Raw genomic sequence first — 21,656 nt, forward strand, 5'->3', positions numbered from 1 at the left:
CAACGCCCTGCACGACACGTTCGCCGCGAAGGCCGCGCTCAAGCAGGCCGTCACCTTCCTCCGGGATGCATTCGGGGCATGACCTGCCCGCGCTGCGGCGCTCGCACGATGGCGGATGCGAGCGCCACAGCGGAGGCGACGGCGGTTCAGCCCTGTGGACTGCCACTCGAAGTCTGGGCCCACCACGGTTCGGTCCCGGTCTCGGCGCCCAGCGAGAGCACCACGTTCGCCGACAACTCCGCAACACCGCCGGCACCGTTGCACCCCTGGGTGATCGTGGAACCGCCGCAACGCTGCTCGACACGCCCACTGCCCGGAAGCGATCGTGTCAAGCACCGCGGAACTCCCGGCGGACGAAGAACGCGTCACCAGCGGGCGACGAGCGTCTCTTCCGCACCTCGGTTGCGACAAAGCCACGTGGTCCCCAGGTCGCTGACCCCACTCAGATAACCGACGACAGGGTCCCGCTGCGGTGCGCTGTCGAGTTCGCCGAGCAACGTCAATGCTTCGGACAGCGAAAAGAAGGCAGCCTGATCAATCTCCTCGTCCTGGGGCGACACTTCCCCCGACCACTCGTCGATCTCGAAGGCAACGGCCAACGCCGAAGGGTGCTCCTCGGAATCGATGTGCACGAGAAAAGCTGTCCGCACCGGGTCACCCACCAGCAACCCGGTCTCCTCCCGGAGTTCACGCCGGAGAGCTTCGTTCATGAGCTCACCGTCCTCGACTCCCCCACCGGGAAGTGACCAGAGAATTGCTCCGCCGATACCGAGGCGCTCTCGTACGAGCAGGATCTCGTTGCCCCTGCGGATAATGCCGATCACCAGCTGCACCCGAGGTACTGGGTCCTTCCCAATCTCTGCTGCCATGAGTCAGAACGTAGGGGATGGACGCAACCGACCCTGGCTTCACTGCACGGGGCACTGTCACCGCAGCGGGGCGGTTCGAGCGTCGAGATCGATCCTCGAGCGGGTGCCGTCCGGACGCAGGGCGACCGGATCCCCGGCCGCGGGCGGGTTGGGCGGGGTCCTCCTTACGATCTCCTGGCTGACGACATGGCCGATGGGCCGGTCCGGCGCCCGCCTGCACGGCTCCGGACGGGCGGGATGATGTCGAGGTCCACGCCCGTCCGGATTCATTTCGACGTTCACGTATCGGCGGTTTCACTGCTGGCCGGCAATGCCGCCAATGCCAATTCCACGATCGCCTCTAGGTCCTCGGCGTTGCCACCGTCGCGCGCACGAGCCGACATCCCGGTCAGCACTGCCATGACGAATCCCGCCACGTGATCGGGATCGGTGTCGGCCGGCAGGTCGCCTTCCCGCACCCCTTGCTCGATTCGATCCGCGATCCGCTGCCGTAACACCGTGCGCCGCTCGGCCAATCGTGGCTCCGCCAGCATGAAGCATCCAGGTGGCGTCGTAGGGTCGCTGTGGGCTGCTGCGGTCAGCTGCAGCAGTTCGGCGATCCCTTGCCGGGCGGTCGGGCGTGCGAGCGCACGGTCGGTCTGCTGGGCCACCCCGTCGAAATAGCAGTCGGCGGCTTCACGGAACAACTGATCTTTGTCTCCGAAAGCCGAGTACAGACTGGGCGCTGTAATGCCTATCGCCTTGGTCAATCGAGCAACTGTCGTCTCCTCGTAGCCATCACGCCAGAACTGCTCCATCGCGATCAGAAGTGCCGCGTCGCGGTCGAATGCCCTCGGTCTACCAGCCATCGGACCGATTCTATAGCAACCGTTATGGAATGTGCTAACGTCCTCCTCGCCAATTTATAACGCTCACTACAGAAAGGGTCTTCCGTGAAGATCGCAGGATCCGTAGTACTTGTCACCGGCGCGAACCGGGGCATCGGCGCCGAGTTCGTCCGCCAACTGAAAGAGCGCGGCGCTGCCAAGATCTACGCAGCAGCTCGCCGTGTCGACACGATCACCGCCGAGGGCGTCGAAGCAGTCAGCCTCGACGTCACCGACACACACCAGGTGGAGGCAGTCGCCACAGCAGCGCAGGACGTGCACTTGCTCATCAACAATGCCGGGACAACGTCCGGCGAACCGCTGCTCGGCGGCGACCTCGCCCCCGTCCGCCAGGAACTCGAGACCAATTTCTTCGGCCCACTGAACCTGACACGGGCCTTCTCACCGATCCTGGCAGCCAACGGCGGAGGCGCGATCTTGAACGTGCTCTCGGCAGCATCCTGGCTGTCCGCTCCCGGCGCAACCACCTACGCCACGACCAAAGCAGCGGCGTGGAGCCTCACCGACGGCATCCGGATCGAACTGGCCGCGCAGGGCACACATGTCCTCGGCCTGCACATGGGCGTGGTCGATACCGATATGACTGCGGGCATGAACGTCGACAAGGTATCCCCGTCCGCCGTTGTAACAGCCGCACTCGACGGACTCGAGGCCGGCGCCCACGAGATTCTTGCGGACGACATTGCTGCACAAGTGAAGACGAGCCTGACACTCGACCCTTCGGTGCGCTACGGCGAGATGCTCGATACGGCTGCCTGACGGGATCTATCGACACTGCCCCGTGCGACATGCTCCCGGGCCGGGTGGACACGGCCGTTCCCGGCCTGCGCGTGGAGCGCAAGAACAGCACGTCACCCACCCGTCCTCGTTCGTCGTCGCATTCGGCGACTGCGCCGGCACACTCCGGCGGACCGGCGCTCGAGCTGCAGTTCGAGCGCCGGTCCGTCGTCGCCGGCCGATGGCACATCTCGATCACCACCGGGCATCCTGACTTACCGGGCCGGCAGCGACCGGGAGGCTCCGGGACCTCGGAGGAGAACGAAAAGCACGAGAACTGCCATGACTGCGACACCGACCCACATGGCCTGTTGCCAACCGGCGACGAAGGCTTCCTCTGCGGCGCTACGGATCTGTTCGGCGTAAGGGCCGGCGGCGTCGCTGACAGCGGTAGCGTTGGCGACACCTCCCTGCGCAACCGCGGCAAGATCATCCGGAACTCCCTGCAGGCGTCCGACGAGGGCACTCCGGTATCCGGCGACCAGGAGACCTCCGAGCAGGGCGATACCGAGAGCAGCACCCAGTTCGCGGGTCAGGTCGTTGAGGGCCGAGGCCACTCCTTGCTGCTCCGAGGGCAGGGAGGAGGTGATGGCCTCGGTCGAAGGAGTCATCGCCAATCCCGCTCCGAGACCCATCGCGATCAAGCCGGGCAGGACACCGAAGTACCCACTCGAGGCCGAGACGAGGCCTGCCATCAGCGCCAGACCTGCGGTGGCGATGCTCAGCCCGGTGACCATTGCTGCGCGGGCGCCGATGCGCGCGGCCAGGCGCGGGGCGAGGCCGGAAGCGACCATCATCAGCAGCGCCATCGGCATCAATCCGAGGGTGGCCTGCAGGCCGCTCCAGCCGAGCACGACCTGAAAGAACGGGTAGAGCATCAGCGAGATGCCACCTTGCACTCCGAACAGCACCAGCAGCAGAGTCGCGCCACTGGACAGGCCGGGCACGCGAAAGTAGCGCACGTCCAACAGCGGAGAGGAGGTGCGCAGTTCCCATACGACGAACACGACGGTAGCGATCACAGCCACAGCAAGCGGGGCGAGGATAACGGGATCGCTCCAGCCGAGGGCAGGCGCCTCGTGCAGCGCGAAGGTGAACCCCACCGCGGCGAGGATCGAGGTCACCGCGCCCAGCACGTCGAAGCGGCCCGGAGCCGATGTGCCGGAGTTCGGAACAGCGGTGACACCGATCAGAGCCGAGATCAGCGTGAGTGCGATCGGGAGGGCGAAGAGCCACCGCCAGGTCGCGACATCCACCAGCAACGCTGAGAGGTACATCCCCAGGATGCCGCCACCTCCGGCGACGGCGGTCCAGATGCCGATGGCCTTGGAACGTTCGTCGGCGGGAAATGATGCGGTGATCACCGACAAGGTAACGGGCATGATCATTGCAGCGGCGATACCGCCGAGCAGTCGCGATCCGATCATGACCTCGGTGGTGGGCGCGATTGCAGAGGCGAGGTTCGCAATACCGAATACCACGAGGCCACCCATCAGGACAGGTTTACGTCCCCACCTATCCCCCGCCGCCCCGAGCGGCAGCAGTAGAGCGGCGAGGGTGAGGGTGTAGGTGTTGATGATCCACAGCACCTGCCCCTGAGAGGCGTCGAACGTTGTGGCCAGCTGGGGTTGAGCGACGTTGAGTCCCGAGACCGAGGCAACAACCGCCATCAGCGCGGTGCACACCGCCCAGAGAATCGCACGCCGGCGCCGCGGATCGTCGATCGGCGCGATCACAGCCGCGCTGGTCCGAGAGACGGAGTTCATGATCGAACGTTTCCTTTCACGAGCGGTTCCGTCAGGCCTCGAGGCACGGCGGACCATGGGAAACAGCGCCGAGGCGAACCTCGACGCACACAAGGATTCAAAGAGACAGGGGTGGATCAGACCGTGCGGTGGGCGCGGACGATCACGTCGTGCAACTGCCTTGCCCGGCTGCCGGAACGAACGGTGCGAGTGTTCTCGTAGCTGGCATCGATGCGCCAGTCAGGCAGGGTGAGCAGGTCGGTGATTCCGGCCCGGGTGGCGGTGGCGTTCTCAGGGTGACCGTGCCCGTTGCCGTGGTCGTGCAGGTGCCCGATGATCAGAAGGGTGCCACCCGGGGCGACCCAGGATGCGATATGCCCATAGAAGGCGAGCTGGCCTGTGTCGGAGTGGGCGTAACTGGTCACCACGAGGTCCCAGCTGCGATCCGGTCGCCACCGGGCCAGGTCTGCTTCTACCCACTCGATCCGGTCGTCCACGCCTGCCACCACCGCGCGACCGGCGGCGGTGGCCAGTGCGGTCGCGGAGATGTCAGCACCGGTCACCTGCCAGCCCTGTTCGGCCAACCATATTGTCTCAGTTCCTATTCCGCAGCCCGCGTCCAGTGCGGTTCCGGGCGCGAGATCCTTCGTCTCGGCACGAAGGTAGGGGTTGACCGGCAGAATCCGGTCGTCGTCTGCAGCGGCCGGAGTCCAATGATCGTCCCAGTAGGCCTTGTCGAACTGATGCATCATGCTGCGTTCCCCGCATTCCGAAGAGTGACGGCCCGGTCGGCGTGCCTGAAGACCAATTCGGTGCCGAGCGTCATCGCTACGCGTGTTCCATGTGCGGCTGCCTCGCCGACCTGCATTCCTGGATTCATGCCGCCGAGTCCGAGCGGTCCGTGCACCGCCGGCGCCGGGGCCCGGCAGAACCGCCACCGACGATCGCCATATCCCAGATTCGGTCACCGTCGACTGTGTTCATTGCGCTGCCTTCCTGGCTGGTCGTGCTGTCAGCTACCAGGATCGCCACCACGATGCTATTGCGCAAAGATCCTTGCCAAATGGCAAAATAGGGGCATGAACGATCCGATCGATCAGACCCTCGACACCGTCGGTCCCCGCCTGAAGAACCTGAGATTGCGCCGCGACGTCACCCTCACTCAACTCGCAGCCGAGACGGGTATCTCCACCAGCACTTTGTCCCGACTCGAAGCCGGCCTCCGTAAACCGACGTTGGAGCAACTACTCCCCCTCGCCCGCTACTACGGTGTGACCCTCGATTCTCTCGTCGATGCTCCTCGCACCGCCGACCCCCGACTCGATCTGCGGCCCATATCGTGTGGCGACGGATCGATCATCATTCCGCTCACCCGGCGGCCCGGCGGCATCCAGGCGTACAAGTTCATCCTGCCTCCCGGCAGCGACGACACGGTGCCCGATCTGCGTTCCCACCAGGGATACGACTGGGCGTATGTCCTCAACGGGACCTTGCGGCTGGTCCTCGGCGACCAGGATTTCCTCCTCCACGCCGGTGAGGTGGCCGAGTTCGACACCCGCACGCCGCATTGGTTCGGCGCAACCAGCAGGGGGCCTGTCGAATTCCTCAGCCTCGTCGGAAGGCAAGGCGAGCGCGCCCACGTCCGGGCTATCGCCGAGACCCACTAGGGCCAGGCCCTCATCACAGTCCGGGAAGCCCGTCCCCCGGACTGATCGGAATGTAGTGACCTCGTCGGTTCGGGGGCGGCGATACGGCACGCGCTCGATCCGTAACGTCGCCGTGCAGGCGCCCCCGACCCCGACCCCGAAGGTTCGTGTCGATCGACATGACCCCCAGGTGTCCCGCTCACCTCCATGACTGCGTGGGCAGCAGTCACCGATATGTCACTGCCCTCGGGCATTCCGTTCGGCGCACGCACCGACGAGGTCGATATCGCCTCCCGCTCAGCCGTTGTCCCCGACGATCGCGGTCACTCGGATTTCGACCCGCATCCCCGGCGCACCCAGAGCTGTCACGCCGATCTCCGTCCAGATCGGCGCTCGCTCACCCATCCTCGCGCGGAACTGCTCGACCATCACCCGGTTGTGATCGTCACCGATGGAATCATCAGCGGTCGGCACGTGATACGAATCCACCGCGATCACATCACGCCAGGACGCACCGGCGAGCGCGAGAGTGCGCTCGACATTGTCGAAGGCCTGCACGATCTCGTCCTCCAACGCGTCGGGGAAATGCCAGTCGTCGTCCCACCCACCCTGCCCCGAGATCTCCACGCGGTCACCCACCCGCACGGCCTGGTTGTAGTGCATCTTCGCCAGCTGCGTGTCGCCGTACCCAGGGGTGGCGAAGAATTCCGGCACGCTCATGTCGTTCCTTTCCATTGACTTCATGTGTGAAGTGAACGTACACGGTATGACTTCACACGTAAAGTCAATCCGGTGATCGGTATAGTTCACCCATGGGCAACAGCACCACCCCCCACCCGGACGAGAACACCGACGAGACCGAGTGGCTGACCGCCGACGAAAAGGACGCCTGGACCGGCCTGGTCTCCCTGATCCTGCTACTGCCCGGCCGTCTGGAATCACCCCTGCAGCAGGAAGCCGGCCTGACCCTCTTCGAATACCTGACTCTGAGCCACATCTCCGAAGCACCACACCGACGCATCCGGATGAGCGAACTGGCCTACCTCGCCAACGGCTCGCTGTCACGACTGTCCAACGTCGTCAAACGGTTCGAGCAACGCGGCTGGGCGCAACGCTCACCCGACCCCGAAGACGGCCGCTACACCCTCGTCGCCCTCACCGACACAGGCTACGACGTGGTAGCCGAGGCCGCCCCCGTCCATCTCCGCACCGTGCGAAAGTTCGCACTCGACCCACTCTCCGCAACCGACCGCAAGGCACTTGCCCGCATCGCGGCCAAGCTGCGCGTCCGCCCCACTGACATGGAGTAGCCGACCGAGGGACGACAGTCGCGTCGCCACCAGGACACAGGAGACCTCCGTCCATGAACGAAGAGCACGGAGAAATCCCTCGAACGCCCTCGCCCCGTATCCGAACAGACTCGTCGAACCTGCTAGTAGCCGACCGTCACCCACGCTCGGTGCACGGTCGCAGCCTCGATCTCATCAGCGAAGGCGATTGCGAAATCGTCGATGCCGATTGCCGAGTGGCCACTCTCATCGGACACCAATGCGGATCGACTCGTCCGGTACGTTCCGCGCCGGGAACCAGGATGATGAGGGCCGAAATCAGCGGCAGGCACGACCACGAACCAGTCGACTTCGACAGGCAGAGCGGACAATTCGTCGAGTGCCGCCTGATGTGCGGTGACCCGGGACTGAAGCGCGGACGGAAATTCGGCGGTATCGGCCAAGCGCGGTCCACCTTCGCTCATCGGGAGAACGGCAGAACCGCCCACGACTCCCAAGCGAGCACCATTTTCCGCGAGTGTGGGCAACACAGACCTGATTGCGCCGGCCAAGCCTCCGTCCTGGCCCACCGCAGGGAGTGCGAGCACGACGACATCGGCCCCGTCCGCGGCTTTCGCCACGAAATCGGGATCGTAGACAGTGCCCGCTATCGACGCGACATCCGCGTGTCGCACACCCTTGCCGCTGCGTGAGGCGGCAACGACACTGTGGCCGCGGGCTACGAGCTCTTCAGCGATGGCGGAGCCGGCAAACCCCGTTCCGAATACGGTGATCTTCATTTGTGTTCTCCTTCGTGTGGAGTGAGGTCGACGCATACGACAGCCGGAGCGCCGCAACGCGAACCCGGCCCCCGCCATGTGCGGCAATGCTTGTCAGCTGTCTCGGACCGCCTCGTCCGAACAGAGCCGAGACCGACCAGGGGGCCCGAGAAAGAACCTCGACGAGGTTTCGAGAGTGCGCGACGACCCGCAGAACGGGCATGGACGCCCCGAAGAGGACCGCGATGCCGGAGCATTCATAGTGCACACCCCCGTAATAGTTGACGCGTCACCTAAACTAGCAGAGGATGATGCATCAACCAAGTGGAAACCGAGGAAAGGTGAAGGACGTGCCGCCCGACACGGAAGCGAACCTGAAAACTCTACGCGACCTGCTCCGTCACGATCGAGTCGGATCGATATCGACGGGCTGCTCGGGTAACTCCACAACTCGCGCAGCGATTTTCGAAAGCACCTCGGCATCCTCGTCCGACATCGCGGCCGCGAAACAAGTAGCAACCGCTTCTTCATAGAGAGGCCGAGCGAGCGCAATGGCTTCTTCGCCCTTCTCGGTGAGACGGATGACCGAACTGCGGGCGTCCTCCTCGCACGCATCGCGAGCGACAAGCCCACGTTCGTACATTCTTCGCAGCTGATGAGACAAGCGGCTCTTCTCCCAGTTCAGGTCCGCGCGTAAGGCAAGAGAGCGCATGGTCAAGTCTTCACTGCCGGACAGAACGGAAAGGATCTCGTAGTCGGCTTCGGAAAGACCCGTCCGTTCCGTGACGAACCGGTTGATCACCCTGGTGAGATGGGTACGCATCTGCTTGTACGACTGCCACGCCCCCCATGCCGCATCTCGGACTTGTTCGGCAGGAGCATCCATGACCGCCATGATATCCGATAGATGACACGTCACCTTCTGGTCGGCGTGCCGGTCGTCGACTCCACCGGCACCGCGCGCAGAGACCGCGGAGGCCCCGAGGACATCCACACCGAGAATCGTTCAGGCCATGGAATACCTGCAGTCCAAGTCGCTCGGACACACCCGAAAGGAACGATATGCCACCTGCGAAACCGATCCGAGAGTTCACCGTCGACATACCCGAGAAATCACTCGACGATCTCCGCGAACGCCTCCGACAGGTACGACTCCCGGAACCCGAAACCGTCGCCCCCACACCGGGAGAGCTCGACTGGACACAGGGCGTACCCCGGTCCTACCTCGAGGAACTGATCGACTATTGGTGCTCGTCGTACGACTGGCGACGATTCGAAGCACGCATGGTTTCCTTCCCCCAGTTCGTCACGACCATCTTCGGTCTCGACATCCACTTCCTGCATGTGCGTTCACAGAGACCGGACGCCGTCCCACTGATCCTGACTCACGGCTGGCCCAGTTCGATCATCGAGCCCGCGGAGGTCATCACCGACCTTGCCGAACCGCCGGACATCACGACACCGGCCTTCCATGTCATCGCGCCCTCCTTGCCCGGCTTCGGGTTCAGCGAGCGACCGGCTGAGACGGGGTGGTCCGTCGACCGGACCGCGGATGCCTGGTCTGTTCTCATGTCCAGGCTCGGCTACCGGCGATACGTCGCGGCGGGAGGCGACTGGGGCGGACGCGTCGCAGTCGCTCTCGGTGTACGACACCCGGAGAACGTCGCAGCCCTGCACACCTTCACTCCGTACGCACCGATCCCCACGGAAACACATGACCTGAATGAAACCGAACAACGCGCGCTGGACGAGATCAACGCCTTCCGGCGAGACGGCCAAGGATATTCACTGATCCAGTCGACCAAACCACAAACGATCGGATACGCACTGGCGGACTCCCCTGTCGCCCAATTGGCATGGATAGTCGAGAAATTCCACGGCTGGACCGATTGTGACGGCCACCCCGAAAACGCCGTGACACGAGACCGCATCCTCGACATGGTGTCGCTCTACTGGCTCACCGGCACAGGAAGCTCCTCCGCCAAGTTCTACTGGGAGAACTTCCCCCCACAGGACGACACACCTGTGCCGGTTCCGACCGCGGTCACGATCTTTCCTCGAGACCTCGAGCGGATCCCCCGCTCATGGGCCCAAGCCCGGTACAGCAACGTCTACTACTGGAACGAAGCCACCCGAGGCGGACATTTTCCCATGCTCGAGGTGCCACATGCGTACGTCCGGGAACTCCGCGCAGCCCTCGGGCAAATCCTGTGAGGCAGAACCACGCACCACCCCGTCCCAGCGCTGCCCCACGGCGGTCCTCGGCCCGAATCCGGATGAACAGAGCCGGAACAACCGAGGAGGCGATCCTGCCTCAGGATTCACTCAGATGAAGCTGATCACCCGATCCGCATCGAACGTCCCGTCCTTCAGCTGTTCCACCGCCGCGAAGGCAGTCACCTCCGGGAGAGTGCGCATCGTCAACTCACCCGCCGCGACCTGGGCGGCGAGTACCTCGATGTCCTGCGCAAGACCCGGACGTCCATCGTCGAGGTAGAAAGTCCGGATACTGCGCCCATGCCTGCCGCCCGCCCCTTGAAAGTCCTCCGCGTCGAAGGTGGACGGTTGCGCCGACGCCCTGCCCACTGAAATGACCGTGCCACCCGCGTCGAGGCGACGAAACGCTTCGACCAGAGTGGGGCCGCCGACGACGTCGATCACCCCGTCGAGCGGTACCGGCGCTTCGGCCGGCGACCTGAGAACATCGACAGCGCCGAGGGACCTCACCTCCGACTCGTCAGCCCCCGCGCGGACCGTCGCATAGACGCGATGGCCGGCCGATGCAGCAAGTTGCACCGCGAACCTGCCCACGCCACCGTTCGCACCGGTGATCAGAACCGTGCCGCCCGGCGGAACATCGAGATCACGCAGGGCACGCAATGCAGTACCGCCATGAATGAACAGCGTTGCGGCAGCCCCGAACGAGATACCTTCCGGCAGCTTCGCCACGAGCGTCGTCGGCGCCGAACGGTATTGCGCCCACGCCCCGGCCACACTGAGACTCACGACAGGGGTGCCCACTGCGGGTCCGGAGCCGTCGGCAGCAGACTGTTCGACCACTCCTGCAGCGACCCAACCCGGGACATTTCCCGCTTCCAGGGTGTGTGTCGCGACGATGTCGCCAGGGTTCACTGCCGCGGCACGAACGCGAATGAGGACATCCGAAGGACCCACCGGGGGCATGGCGATCTCTGCAGCAACAACCCGTCCGGGCGTATCCGCAGCCGTCACGAGAGCAAGCATGCGCAAATCATGACACAACGCCACATCGGCCTACGAGCAGCCGAACAGACGCTGTCGCGCTCAGCGGTTGCGATCGCCTTGGCGTCGGCCACGCGACTTGGAAGCGTGCGGCGACCTCACGGATCGGCCAGCCCTCCTCGACGACAAGTCGGGCAACCTTCGGACGGTGACGTGGGGTGACGGCAGCGCTGGGACGAGACATGACATCTTTCGCTCCGGGACGGCGCTGCGGCACCCGCTGCATCAGGCAGGATGCTGCACGTGGATGCGCAGGGCGTTCGCGGCGAACCGCGCGGCCTCCTGGCTGCCGAAGGTTTGGTGGAAGGCGGGGTCGGTCTCGTAGAGGTCGGTCATGCCTCGCACCATTGCGGCGGATCGTTCGGTATCGCCGGCGTGGGTGGGTGTTCCGGGGATCTCGGCGAACCACGCCATATGGGCGGCGGCATGCTCTCGAGCAACGGGTGATGCCGGCGTGTGACCGGCGTCGTGAATCTCGGCCCACCGTGCGAGCAGTGCCTGGGCGCTGTCCTGCCAGTCGCGTTGCTGCCCAACTGACTTGGCATGCCACCATTGGTTCGACGCGTCGAAGGCTTCGCGGCCCCAACGTCGTACGACTTCGGCCTCGTAGCGGTCGTTGAAGCCTTCGAGCATCACGTCCATGCGGGGCTCGCGACCTTCCCGACGCATCTGCAGGGTGTGCTCGACCGCGCTGATGCGCCGGTCCAGGGCCTCACGATCCTCGGCAAGTTGCGTCAGGTGGGCCTCGAGTGCTTCGACCTCGGCGGTCGGCGTCTCGGGGGCGTCGAGGACTGCGGCGATGTCGGCCAGTGGCATACCCGTGTCGCGGAGCAGGAGGATGCGTTGCAGGCGCGCGACCGCGTCGGGACCGTAGTAGCGGTAGCCGTTGGACCCGACGCGATCGGGATCGAGCAGCCCGATGCGGTGATAGTGGCGCAGCGTGCGGCCGCTGATGCCTGCGCGTTCGGCGAGTTCGCACACCGTCCATTCCATCACCGTGCTCCTGTCGTTCGACGTGCTGCTCAGTGTGCCGCGTCTGTGGTCAGACCGAGCCGTGGCAGCGCAATGCGCACGATGTCGGAGGCAGGAGCGCGCACGCTGTGGGCGGCTGTGGTGCCTGTGGCGTCGAGGTAAGCGTGGACAAGCCGGGCGCCGGCTGCATAACCGGCCCCGGTCGGCAGGCCGACGGGATCGATACCGAACAGTCGTGCGCTCGAGTCGCCGAGTACCCAGGCGGCGAAGTCCGCCATGCCGGTGACGTCGAGTCCGCGGGCGACCTTGGCCAGAACCTTGTCGTCGGAGCGGGTTTCATTGCGCACGAAGTGCGTGTAGCCGGCGTCTCCGTACAACTCGGACGCGAAAACGTCCGCGAGTCCCTCGGCGACCACGTGCTCGCCGACCGTCACCGTCTGGGGGCCCACACAATTCCGCCGGGCGAGTACCGCACGTTGTGGTGCAGCTCGTGCACCGCAATCGCCTCGAGACGATCGAGAACGAGGGAGGTGGGCCAGACGGTGATAGCGATGTAGCCGCTGACCCCGCCGAATCCTGAGATCCCCTGCACCTCGTCGACGAAGTGCTTGCTGGTCGGATCCCCCAGGACGAGCAGCACGGTCAGGTCGGGGATCGTCACACCCGGATCGGCAGCTGCGAGCGCTGTGGCGCCGTCCTCGAGGGCCTTTTCGATGCGGGTCCACGCATCGGCCGCCACCAGGGTTTCCAGACCTTCGTGGACCTGCTCTATTGCCTCTCTTGCGGAATCCGGACGGAAGCCGAAGTTCTGTTGGTGCACGGTGGCCATATCCACGCCGCCGGGGATGAAGTGGTACATCCCCGCCATCGGAGCCCACATGTCACGGATGAGGTCGGCGCGATTCTTCGCATCCGCCGTCAGAACTCGGCTCATGCCCGAGGCACTGTCGATCACTGAAATGGTCATGACAAGCGACCGTAAACATTGCCGCTACGACAAGGTCAACGCTTTCCTCGATCAATGTCCTCGGTCAGGACAGCTAGGGCATGTCCGACAAATGCTGAGCGCACTTCGGATATCGAGGCGACTCAGGCTCCGAGACCTGTCCGGCACGAGGGACTTCAGTGCTGGACAAGGCCCTCGACCGGGACAGGAGCCACGTGGCCGGTCGACGGAAGTTCGTGCGCGAGGGCAAGGCCGATGTCGACCAGCGATGATCTGCGCAGACCGGAAACCTCGGAGATGGGGGTCCACACCGGATCGGCTCGGCAACCGGTTTCTTCGGTGAGTTCGCGAGTGACTCGTAAAAGACACCCTCACGCTGGAGGTGTCAGAGCAGGAGCGAGCGAGATCACGGCCTCGATCGCATTGTCCGGCCTGACGGTCACCACCGGCAGACCGAGGTTCGTACTGCCCAAGAACGTCAGTTCCGGGCAGAGTCGCCGCAGTTCCTCGTGGGACTTGGCGAGTGCGAGCAGCAGCGCCTGCACGGCATCGACGCCCTTACCGGCGCCATCGTACGAGACATCCGCAGGCGCAGTGATCCGGAAGACGCAGTAGTGATCGCCCGTCGGATCAGCAGCGGCGAACGGCCGCGGGGCGTTCACCTCGAGCCGCACCGGACCCTCGGAACTGTCGAAGGTCCGTTCGAGCACGATGTCGTCGGGTACGAAGGTGGCAATCTCGTCCATGCCCGAAGTTCTACCCAACCCCCACGACACATGCACGACGCCCCTTGGCTGAACCCGAGGCGCACCAGAGCGCGCTGACCACGCTCTACGACATGTTGTGCTTGCGCCGAATCTCCGATGTCATCGCTGATGATCGCGTGGCCTTCACCAGGAAGCCTCACCTCGCGTGTTCGGCGCCTCCCGACCGGCCGCGTAGTGCACTGCCACAGTGTCGCCGAGTGCGGCGAACGCACCGGCGGAGACGCGGCCCATGCCCCTCGCCCCCGTTGACCGGATCCTGCCTGGCTGGACGACGGATCTACGGGAGATCGGGGCTGGTTGTTGCTGCGAGGGATCCCAGCAGTCGGAGCTTGTCGGCGCTGGACGAGCCGACGGGCGCTCGGTAGACGATCAGTTGGTGGCCGGGTGTGCTGCGGACGTCGAAGGCGTTGTATTCGAGCAGAAGGTCACCGACGGAAGGGTGCCGGAATTCTTTGGCCTCGTGGGTTTTTCCTCGGACGTCGTGCCGACTCCACAATTCACGGAACTCGGCGCTTGCGGCGTGCGCCTGGAGAACGAGAGCACGCACGTCGTCTGCCGAATCCGTGTGACCGAGAGCGAGCCGAAGGTTCGCGACACAGGAGGTGGTTGCGCGGTCCCGGTCGGTGAAGAAACTGCGTCCGAAGGGGTCGAGGAAGACCATCCGCGCAATGTTGTCGATGCGTTCGAATCCGCTGTACAGGGCTCCAGCGAGATCGTTGTATGCAAGAACATCCAACTGGCGGTTGATGATGAACGCCGGGGTATGCGACCAGGATGCAAGCAATTGCCGGAGTGAATCGTCGACGGTTTTCCGTACCGGGGTGCGCGGTGTCGGTGCCGAGCCGGCAAGGCGGAACAGGTGCTCGCGCAGATCGGTGTCGAGGTCGAGTGCGCCGGCGAGAGCGTTGAGGACTGCTGGGGAAGGGTTTCGCTCGCGCCCCTGCTCGAGTCGGGTGTAGTAGTCGACGCTGACCCCGGCGAGCAGGGCGACTTCTTCACGGCGAAGACCGGAAACCCGCCGCCCCGGCCGCGCGGTGATGCCGACATCCGTGGGCTGCACGTGGCCGCGTCGCGCTTTGAGGAATGTTCCCAATTCGGTGGAGCTCATGAGACGACGCTAGCCTTACCGCGTCGCGGCTGACAGGCCGTGTCGCACCCTGGCTGGATGCGAATGCCGCTCGAAAGGATTGCGGCCGAGTCCAGAGGTTTCCGGGGAACGCGCCGAGCCCCTGCACACCCCGCAGCGCTACAGCAGGCGGTTCGCGGGGGTGATGTACACGTCGGCATCGACCGCAGCGCGTTACGGCTCAGTGTCCCGCGCTCACCCCAACTCCAGCTCGCCGAGGGCAAACGTCCCGTCCGTCCGAACCAGGCCGTCGCGCACCCAGGCACACACCGGCCTGTTCCAGGGATTCCCCCGCCCCGATAGTGGATTCGTCGGGACCACCCGGCGACCCCATCCCCTCTTCTGGAGTACACATGATCACCGCCTTCACCCCCGAACTGCTCGAGCTCATCACCGACAACCACATCGGCGGGCACCGTCCGCTGCTGTTCGCCAATGCCCGGATCGTCACCGGCGACTCACTGATCGGTGACTTCGACCGCGGCGATGTTCTTCTCGGCGGTTCTCGCGTGGTCGGCATCGGCCCGGGCCTGCTGACCGCAGCAGATGACGACGACGCAATCGTCGTCGACTGCGCCGGGTACATCATCGTGCCGACGGTCGTCGACACCACTCGGCTGCGCGGCCTGCGTCCGAGATCGTTCCGATCACCGGCCGCGATCGCACCCGGGAATCCGGCCGGCTTCGCAATCCTGCCCGCCGTGTCCGGAGAATCGGAGTTCGCCGCGGTGCGCCGATTCCTCACTGCACCCGACCTCGCGCTCACGGTCGTCGTCGACGGTGACATCGTCGTGTGGGACGGACACCCGGTCGAAACCGCCCACCATGCAGCAGACACGGAGGTTGCCAACACCGTCTCCTCGGATCGGTATTTCGGCACCTGGATCGACGAGAACGATTTCGTGCACCAACACCTGACCGCCGACGGCCGTTACGACGAAACCCGTGGTGGGCGCCCGCACGCCTACCAGGGCTCGTACTGGATCACCGGCGATCGCATCGACTACCGCGACGATCTCGGATTCTGGGCCTTCGGCGAATTCGTCGATGGCGTACTGCATCACGCGGGCTACACCTTTCACCGCTCCTGACCTGCAACCGACACCCTGAAAGCACATCATGCCGAAGATCTCCCTCACCGAGTTCACTGCTGCCCGTGACAGTGGCCGTCCGATCCTGTTGACGGGCGGTGCTGTCGTCACCATGGATCCCACGATCCCGGACCTTGATGCCGGCGACGTCCTGCTCGCCGGCTCGCGGATCGTCGCGATCGGCCCCGACCTGCGCTCCGAGTCCGAGCACGGGGCCGCGTCGGCGCTCGTCGTCGACACGCGCGGGGCGATCGTCAGCCCCGGCTTCGTCGACACTCACCGCCACGCCTGGGAAGCGCAATTGCGCCGCAGCATCCCCGACGTCACCGACCTCGGTGAATACGTCATGTCGACCCTGGCCGGCATCGCGCCGAACTACACGCCGGAGGACATGTACATCGGCACCCGTCTCGCTGCACTGACCGCACTCGACTCGGGCATCACCACCATGCTCGACTTCTCACACAACTCACGCAGCTCCGCGCATTCCGATGCTGCTCTGAATGCGCTCACCGACACCGGAATTCGAGGCGTTCATGCCTCGATGGGTCCGCACTTCGGCGAGTGGGACCGCCAGTGGCCCAAAGACATGAACCGGTTGGTGAGCGATTTCCACGGCGTCGCGGACGGTCTCGTCACCGTGCGACTGGCCGCCCTGGCCACCGACGAGATCGCCGGACCCGCCATTGCCTACGGACCCGAACTCGCCGCTCTCGCTCGCGATCTCGATGTGTGGACGAGCATCGACGCCGTCTTCGGAATCCCCTCGTCGGAGGCGATCCTGCGCTGGGCCCGACAGGGAATCCTGGATCCGACTCTCACACTGATCCACGCCACCGGCCTGACCTCCGAAGCGTGGACGGCGATGGGAGATGCCGGTGTCACGGTCTCGCTCGCCCCGACCTCCGACGCCCAGATCGGTCTCGACACGGCGGTGCCCGCCATCGACGAGGCCCTCTCCGTCGGGATCCGACCGGGTCTGAGCATCGACGTGGAGGTTGCGCTCGCGAGCGACATGTTCACCCAGATGCGGACCCTGCATGCCATCCAGCGTATGCGCGCCACCAACGCTGCCTACGCAACGGAGGAAACCCGTAACCGGATCACCACGCGCGACGTCCTCGACTTCGCCACCCTGCAAGGCGCGCATGCCAATGCGCTCGGGCACGTCACCGGTTCACTGGCACCGGGCAAGGACGCCGACCTGCTCGTCGTCCGCGCCGACGACGTGAACAACATGCCTCTCAACGACGCCGTCGGCACGCTCGTGCTCGGCTCCGACGCACGCAACATCGACACCGTCCTCGTCGCCGGCAACCCGCGCAAGTGGGCAGGTTCGCTGGTCGGCGAAGACATCGATGTCCTCCGCGAGGACGTGATCCGCTCCCGCGGCAACATCACCCGACGAGTGGCGGCAGCACTGTGACGACCCCGAGGGAAGCAAAGGACATGAAGCGAGCACAGCACCCGTTCGTCGGATTATGGGTGACCGCCGATCGGAACATCCGCCAACGTCTCCTCCCGGAGGGACGGTACGTCGAGGCCCGTGGCGGTCGCGAGGCTGCCTATACCGGCGACTACCGGATCGACGGCACCATGATCTGTTACCGCGACGACACCGGGTTTTCCGCCGACGGCGAATTCCGCGACGACGTCCTGTACCACGCGGGCATGGTCATGTACCGAGACCCGACCGGCTGAAGCAATCGTCGCTCTGACAGACCGGCATCGGACTCGGCGCGAGATCGCTCGGAAGTGCACACCGTGACCGCCCCGACGGCGAGTCCACAGCGGTATCCCGACTACGGGTGGTGCACCACCCGAATCCGAAACCGCAGCCGGGCACCGTCGCGGTCGGCGTGGCTGCGTTCAGGCAGTGCGGACGTCGTACTCGCGACGGTGGGTGAGCACCTCGTCCATGTGCGCTTCGGCCCATGTCTTGACGTTGCGCAGCAATTCGCGGAGCGAGATGCCGAGGTCGGTCAGCTCGTAGGTGACCGTGACGGGCACAGTGGGTGTAACGGTGCGGGTGAGGAGGCCGTCGCGTTCCAGCGACCGCAGCGTCTGGGTGAGCATCTTCTGGCTGACCCCGGCCAGTTGCCGGGACAGCTCGGAATAACGCAGCGCGCGGGGGCCGTCGTTTCCGGTGCCGCCGGCGGCGGCGTCACCACCGAGTGCCGCCAGCGTCAGCGCGACCCATTTGTCGGAGATCCGGTCCAGCAGCTGTCTGCTGGGACAGTCGGCGAGGAATGCGTCGTATTCCACCTTCGCCTGTGCTCGCTTCTGGGCTGCGGTCGTAGTCGGCATGGTTCACCCCGTTCGGGTCCGGTGGTAACCAACGCACTTCGAAGTGCGTACTTCCCCACAGAGAGTAGCCCTTCCATCGTGGAGTAGTCACCGATGAATCGAGCTGTGAGGAGTACCCCGATGAGCACTTCCACTTTCCGCGCCGCCGTCGTCCGCCACCCCGGAGGACCCGACTCCGTCGATATCGTCGACGTTCCGCTCCGCGAGCCGGGCCCTGGGCAGGTCCGGGTCCGCATCGCGGCCGCGCCGGTCAACCCTGTGGATCTGGGCGTCGCGGCCGGCTTGTTCCACGACAGGGGGCTGATCCACCAGGCCGAGCACACCGGGCTGGGCTGGGAATTCGCCGGAACGATCGACGCAGTCGGTCCGGGGGCGCATCTCTCGATCGGTACGCGGGTCGCCGGCCTGGTCGCGGGTTTCGATCGTGACTTCGGCCCCTACGCCGAACAACTCGTCGTGCCGGCCGCCGACGTCGCCGTGGTGCCCCGGGAAGTGGACCTGATCGCGGCGTCCACCATTCCCCTCAACGGACTTGCAGCAGCCCGGATCGTCGACCTGCTGGGGGCGGCACCTCGCGATGCCGACCGGTTGCTGATCACCGGCGCCGCCGGTGTCGTCGGCGGATATCTCACCGTCCTCGCTCAGCACCGGGGATGGCGAGTCACCGGGCTGGCCAGGGCGGGCGACGAAGAGTTCGTCCGGGGTCTCGGCGCCGACTTCACGACGGAGGCCGAACCGGGATGGGACGCGGTCGCCGATGCGGCGGCGTTGCAGGAGCGAAGCCTCGCCCTGGTTCGGGACGACGGAATGTTCGTCGGCGTCCGGCCGAACGCAGGTCCTCCCGCCGAACGTGGGATCACGGTGGCCGCGGTGGAGGTGCGACCCGACGGCCGGCGCACGCGCGATCTCCTGCTCCGCGCCGCGTCGGGTGGGCTCCCCATCCGGGTGCACGAGATCGTGCCGCTGGAGAAGGTGGCCGAGGCGCACCGCTCCATGGCCCGCGGCGGCGTGCGTGGCCGACTCGTGCTCATCCCGTGAATGCCGATCGGGTGGACCGCCGACAACCGGTCGGTGTTTCCGTCGTGTCCGCCCACAATTTCCACCGCGGTGATGAAAGGATGCCCGCGTCGAGGGAACAGATCGGAGTCGCCGCGAGTGCCATCAACGTCCGTGTCCGTGAAGGCCGCACGCAAGCGGTTGGGTGAGTTGGTCCGGGAGGTCAACGACGATGCCGTGGCGGTCGAGATCGTCGGCAAGGACGAGACGGCTGTGCTGATCTCCCAGGATCGGTATGCGACCTTGCAGGAGGCGACCTTCCTGCTGCGCTCCCCCGAGCTGATGGACAGCCTGCGCCGGGAGATGCAGCGCTCGCTGCTCGAGGCCGCTGCAGCGCCGGGCGAATCCGATTCGAGGCCTACGCGCAGCCGCACCGGGACCGAGAAGAAGAACAACCAGAAGAAGAAGCGCAAGAAGCGTCATCGCTCGCGGTGAGACCGCACCGCCTGCAGCGTCACGAGGCCATCCACAACACCTCGGGCCGGATGGAGCCCATCCCGTACATCTGCACGCCGTGCACACCGTCGCCGAGGACCGCGGCGGGCGCCGTGCGGATGTACCACACGGCGGGAGTGAGGTCGCCGATCCGCCGTTGAGCGATCGCGTAGGCGGCACTGCGCGCGTCGAGTTCGGCTGCCCGCCGGCCCTCGTCGATGGCCGCGTTCAACGCCGGGTCGTCGAGTCCGGTGAAGTTTCCCGGTGAGTCGCCGTGGAAGTTCGACCACAACGCGGTATCGGGGTCGACGATCGTGGCAGAGGTGATCGCGACATCGAAATCGTAGGAATTCAGTCTCGGGAGGGCCGAGGCGAATTCGAGGACCTCGACACGCACGTCGACGCCGTCGAACGCGCTGAGCTGCGCCTGCACGGCTTCGGCGACGGCCTTGTTCTCCACCGAGGTGTACGCGAGGAAGGTGAACGACACGGGCTTGCCTTCCGCGGCGAGTTCGTCGAACAACTGTTGCGCCGCCCGGGGATCGTGGGCCGGCATCGGGACGTCGGCGTGGAACGGTGAGGACTCGTCGAACAGGGTGCGCGGGAGTTCCGCGCGCCCGGAGAAGACCACATCGTTCAGTGCATCGACGTCGATCGCGAGTGCGAGCGCCCGCCGGGCACGGTCGTCGTCGAAGGGCTTCCGCCGAGTGTTCAGTGCCAGATACTGTCCGCCGCCTGTCGGCTGGACCATCGTGCGAAGTCCGGCGTCCTCGGCGCGCCCGAGCGTGGCCCAGCTGCCTTCGACGGCAAGCCCCGCCTCCCCGGCGATGACTGCGTTGAGGCGCTGGTTCGTATCACCGTTGTGGATCAGTTCGATCCCGTCGAGATAGGGTGCGGGTTCGTATCCCCCATTGCGTTCCAGGATGATCCGGTCCTGGCGCCGCCATTGCGTCATCGTGAACGGGCCTGCCCCGACCGGCCGTTCGTCGAATGCCTGTCTGCCGCCGTCGAGTGCGGCCGGCGATGCGATCCAGTTCAGGCCGCTCCACACCACCGCCTGCCCGTAGTGCGGGTTCGGAGCCGCGAGAGTCACCCGCAGCGTCAGCGGACCGGTCACGTCGAGGGCTGCGATCTGGGAGGCCTGGATCAGCGAGGGGGAACCTGCCTCGGGATCGCGCAGCCGATCCCAGTTGTACCGAATGGCCTCGGCGTCGTATGCGGTTCCGTCGGTGAAGGTCGTCCCCTCGCGCAGTGTCAGCACGAAGGTGTTTCCCCCGTCCGTGGTCTCGAAGGACTCGGCGAGGACGGGAGTGATCTCGGCGGTCTCGGGGTCGTTGACGAGCAGTGTTCCGTACAGCGCATTGCCCAGGAGGCTGTTCGACACCCACGCGTTGACGAGGGTCGCCGGATCGAGGGAGCGCGGTTCGCCGCCTTGGACGATGCGCATCGTTCCGCCACGGACGGGGTCCCCGGCATCGGCGTCCGCGGAGGGCACCGCACCGCCGCTGCCACACGCCGCGACCACGAGAGTCAATGTTGCGGCCAGAACGGCGACCGGAAGCGGCCGCCGAAGTAGACGGCCCACGCGGTGCAACATCGGGACTCCTTCGCTGGAGCGATTGTGGGAGCGCAACTTCGGCGAGTCGCACTCCGCGGACGAAGACTGGCCACGACTGTAACGAAACGATACTCTCACACACAAGAATCACCTTCTCGTCGTGCAG

Annotated in this window: 25 protein-coding genes and 1 pseudogene; 9 read left to right on the forward strand and 17 right to left on the reverse strand. The window is 65.5% G+C overall.

Annotated elements, in window-relative coordinates; translation table 11 throughout:
* Window positions 1-146 precede the first annotated feature (146 nt).
* From MOM01_RS21870 to MOM01_RS21880, 3 genes are all read right to left on the reverse strand, one after another.
* Entirely contained in the window at window positions 147-332 is a 186-nt protein-coding gene (locus MOM01_RS21870; protein ID WP_241387550.1) for a hypothetical protein, read from the reverse strand.
* Between the two features lie 33 nt (window positions 333-365).
* On the reverse strand, window positions 366-869 hold the full coding sequence (locus MOM01_RS21875) for an NUDIX hydrolase (RefSeq protein ID WP_241387551.1): 504 nt from the start codon (window positions 867-869) through the stop codon (window positions 366-368).
* A 278-nt stretch (window positions 870-1,147) separates the two neighbouring features.
* Window positions 1,148-1,717, reverse strand: coding sequence for a TetR/AcrR family transcriptional regulator (locus MOM01_RS21880; protein WP_241387552.1), 570 nt, complete (start codon window positions 1,715-1,717; stop codon window positions 1,148-1,150).
* Between the two features lie 84 nt (window positions 1,718-1,801).
* On the opposite strand from MOM01_RS21880, the gene MOM01_RS21885 reads away from it, so the two are divergent.
* The gene (locus tag MOM01_RS21885) at window positions 1,802-2,515 is read left to right on the forward strand and encodes an SDR family oxidoreductase (protein WP_241387553.1); all 714 of its coding nucleotides are present in this window, start codon (window positions 1,802-1,804) and stop codon (window positions 2,513-2,515) included.
* 233 nt (window positions 2,516-2,748) lie between these two features.
* On the opposite strand, the gene MOM01_RS21890 is transcribed toward MOM01_RS21885, so the two are convergent.
* Complete coding sequence (locus MOM01_RS21890; protein ID WP_241387554.1) at window positions 2,749-4,299, reverse strand: MFS transporter; 1,551 nt, start codon at window positions 4,297-4,299, stop codon at window positions 2,749-2,751.
* A 116-nt stretch (window positions 4,300-4,415) separates the two neighbouring features.
* Window positions 4,416-5,030 carry a class I SAM-dependent methyltransferase gene (locus MOM01_RS21895; protein ID WP_241387555.1) on the reverse strand — a complete coding sequence of 205 codons (615 nt, stop codon included), beginning with the start codon at window positions 5,028-5,030 and terminating at the stop codon, window positions 4,416-4,418.
* A gap of 327 nt (window positions 5,031-5,357) precedes the next feature.
* Here MOM01_RS21895 and MOM01_RS21900 point away from each other — a divergent pair, with 327 nt between their 5' ends.
* The gene (locus MOM01_RS21900) at window positions 5,358-5,945 is read left to right on the forward strand and encodes a helix-turn-helix domain-containing protein (RefSeq protein WP_241387556.1); all 588 of its coding nucleotides are present in this window, start codon (window positions 5,358-5,360) and stop codon (window positions 5,943-5,945) included.
* Window positions 5,946-6,221: 276 nt separating this feature from the next.
* Here the strand turns inward: MOM01_RS21900 and MOM01_RS21905 are convergent, their stop codons facing one another.
* Window positions 6,222-6,644: a Rid family hydrolase gene (locus tag MOM01_RS21905; RefSeq protein WP_241387557.1), complete on the reverse strand. Its 423-nt coding sequence runs from the start codon at window positions 6,642-6,644 to the stop codon at window positions 6,222-6,224.
* 92 nt (window positions 6,645-6,736) lie between these two features.
* Between MOM01_RS21905 and MOM01_RS21910 the strand changes: the two genes are divergently transcribed.
* Entirely contained in the window at window positions 6,737-7,234 is a 498-nt protein-coding gene (locus tag MOM01_RS21910) for a MarR family winged helix-turn-helix transcriptional regulator (RefSeq protein WP_241387558.1), read from the forward strand.
* A 122-nt stretch (window positions 7,235-7,356) separates the two neighbouring features.
* Here MOM01_RS21910 and MOM01_RS21915 read toward each other — a convergent pair whose 3' ends face one another.
* Together MOM01_RS21915 and MOM01_RS21920 are read right to left on the reverse strand one after the other, a co-directional pair.
* A complete protein-coding gene (locus tag MOM01_RS21915; RefSeq protein ID WP_241387559.1) occupies window positions 7,357-7,992 on the reverse strand; it encodes an NAD(P)-dependent oxidoreductase in 636 nt (211 codons plus the stop codon).
* 379 nt (window positions 7,993-8,371) lie between these two features.
* Window positions 8,372-8,857, reverse strand: coding sequence for a MarR family winged helix-turn-helix transcriptional regulator (locus MOM01_RS21920; protein ID WP_241387560.1), 486 nt, complete (start codon window positions 8,855-8,857; stop codon window positions 8,372-8,374).
* A 176-nt stretch (window positions 8,858-9,033) separates the two neighbouring features.
* Between MOM01_RS21920 and MOM01_RS21925 the strand changes: the two genes are divergently transcribed.
* A complete protein-coding gene (locus MOM01_RS21925) occupies window positions 9,034-10,185 on the forward strand; it encodes an epoxide hydrolase family protein (protein ID WP_241387561.1) in 1,152 nt (383 codons plus the stop codon).
* Between the two features lie 111 nt (window positions 10,186-10,296).
* On the opposite strand, the gene MOM01_RS21930 is transcribed toward MOM01_RS21925, so the two are convergent.
* The 7 genes and pseudogenes from MOM01_RS21930 to MOM01_RS21955 form a co-directional block, all read right to left on the reverse strand.
* Window positions 10,297-11,214, reverse strand: a complete 918-nt coding sequence (locus MOM01_RS21930; RefSeq protein WP_241387562.1) for a zinc-binding dehydrogenase — start codon at window positions 11,212-11,214, stop codon at window positions 10,297-10,299.
* Between the two features lie 73 nt (window positions 11,215-11,287).
* A pseudogene (locus MOM01_RS21935) lies at window positions 11,288-11,416 on the reverse strand (IS481 family transposase); the annotation flags it as partial.
* 41 nt (window positions 11,417-11,457) lie between these two features.
* On the reverse strand, window positions 11,458-12,225 hold the full coding sequence (locus MOM01_RS21940) for a MerR family transcriptional regulator (protein WP_241387563.1): 768 nt from the start codon (window positions 12,223-12,225) through the stop codon (window positions 11,458-11,460).
* 29 nt (window positions 12,226-12,254) lie between these two features.
* A complete protein-coding gene (locus MOM01_RS23225; protein ID WP_308197029.1) occupies window positions 12,255-12,653 on the reverse strand; it encodes a DUF2268 domain-containing putative Zn-dependent protease in 399 nt (132 codons plus the stop codon).
* Window positions 12,635-13,171: a DUF2268 domain-containing putative Zn-dependent protease gene (locus MOM01_RS23230; protein WP_277610102.1), complete on the reverse strand. Its 537-nt coding sequence runs from the start codon at window positions 13,169-13,171 to the stop codon at window positions 12,635-12,637. The genes MOM01_RS23225 and MOM01_RS23230 overlap by 19 nt, the downstream gene beginning before the upstream one ends.
* A 350-nt stretch (window positions 13,172-13,521) precedes the next feature.
* Complete coding sequence (locus tag MOM01_RS21950; protein ID WP_241387564.1) at window positions 13,522-13,896, reverse strand: DUF6968 family protein; 375 nt, start codon at window positions 13,894-13,896, stop codon at window positions 13,522-13,524.
* Window positions 13,897-14,194: 298 nt separating this feature from the next.
* Window positions 14,195-15,025 carry a helix-turn-helix domain-containing protein gene (locus tag MOM01_RS21955; RefSeq protein WP_241387565.1) on the reverse strand — a complete coding sequence of 277 codons (831 nt, stop codon included), beginning with the start codon at window positions 15,023-15,025 and terminating at the stop codon, window positions 14,195-14,197.
* Window positions 15,026-15,396: 371 nt separating this feature from the next.
* On the opposite strand from MOM01_RS21955, the gene MOM01_RS21960 reads away from it, so the two are divergent.
* From MOM01_RS21960 to MOM01_RS21970, 3 genes are read left to right on the forward strand one after another with little or no spacing between them, the layout of a single operon-like run.
* Window positions 15,397-16,134, forward strand: a complete 738-nt coding sequence (locus MOM01_RS21960; RefSeq protein ID WP_241387566.1) for an Atu4866 domain-containing protein — start codon at window positions 15,397-15,399, stop codon at window positions 16,132-16,134.
* Window positions 16,135-16,162: 28 nt separating this feature from the next.
* A complete protein-coding gene (locus tag MOM01_RS21965; RefSeq protein WP_241387567.1) occupies window positions 16,163-17,560 on the forward strand; it encodes an amidohydrolase family protein in 1,398 nt (465 codons plus the stop codon).
* A gap of 23 nt (window positions 17,561-17,583) precedes the next feature.
* Window positions 17,584-17,835 carry an Atu4866 domain-containing protein gene (locus tag MOM01_RS21970; RefSeq protein ID WP_241387568.1) on the forward strand — a complete coding sequence of 84 codons (252 nt, stop codon included), beginning with the start codon at window positions 17,584-17,586 and terminating at the stop codon, window positions 17,833-17,835.
* Window positions 17,836-18,003: 168 nt separating this feature from the next.
* Here the strand turns inward: MOM01_RS21970 and MOM01_RS21975 are convergent, their stop codons facing one another.
* Window positions 18,004-18,441, reverse strand: coding sequence for a winged helix-turn-helix transcriptional regulator (locus tag MOM01_RS21975; RefSeq protein ID WP_241387569.1), 438 nt, complete (start codon window positions 18,439-18,441; stop codon window positions 18,004-18,006).
* A gap of 120 nt (window positions 18,442-18,561) precedes the next feature.
* On the opposite strand from MOM01_RS21975, the gene MOM01_RS21980 reads away from it, so the two are divergent.
* Together MOM01_RS21980 and MOM01_RS21985 are read left to right on the forward strand one after the other, a co-directional pair.
* Window positions 18,562-19,479 (forward strand): NADP-dependent oxidoreductase, encoded by a 918-nt coding sequence (locus MOM01_RS21980; protein WP_241387570.1) that lies wholly within the window; start codon window positions 18,562-18,564, stop codon window positions 19,477-19,479.
* 132 nt (window positions 19,480-19,611) lie between these two features.
* Window positions 19,612-19,932, forward strand: coding sequence for a type II toxin-antitoxin system Phd/YefM family antitoxin (locus MOM01_RS21985; RefSeq protein WP_241387571.1), 321 nt, complete (start codon window positions 19,612-19,614; stop codon window positions 19,930-19,932).
* Window positions 19,933-19,951: 19 nt separating this feature from the next.
* On the opposite strand, the gene MOM01_RS21990 is transcribed toward MOM01_RS21985, so the two are convergent.
* On the reverse strand, window positions 19,952-21,529 hold the full coding sequence (locus MOM01_RS21990) for an ABC transporter substrate-binding protein (protein WP_241387572.1): 1,578 nt from the start codon (window positions 21,527-21,529) through the stop codon (window positions 19,952-19,954).
* Between the last annotated feature and the right edge of the window lie 127 nt (window positions 21,530-21,656).

Source organism: Rhodococcus sp. CH91, from assembly GCF_022554085.1.
In the GTDB taxonomy this organism is placed as follows: Bacteria; Actinomycetota; Actinomycetes; order Mycobacteriales; family Mycobacteriaceae; genus Rhodococcus.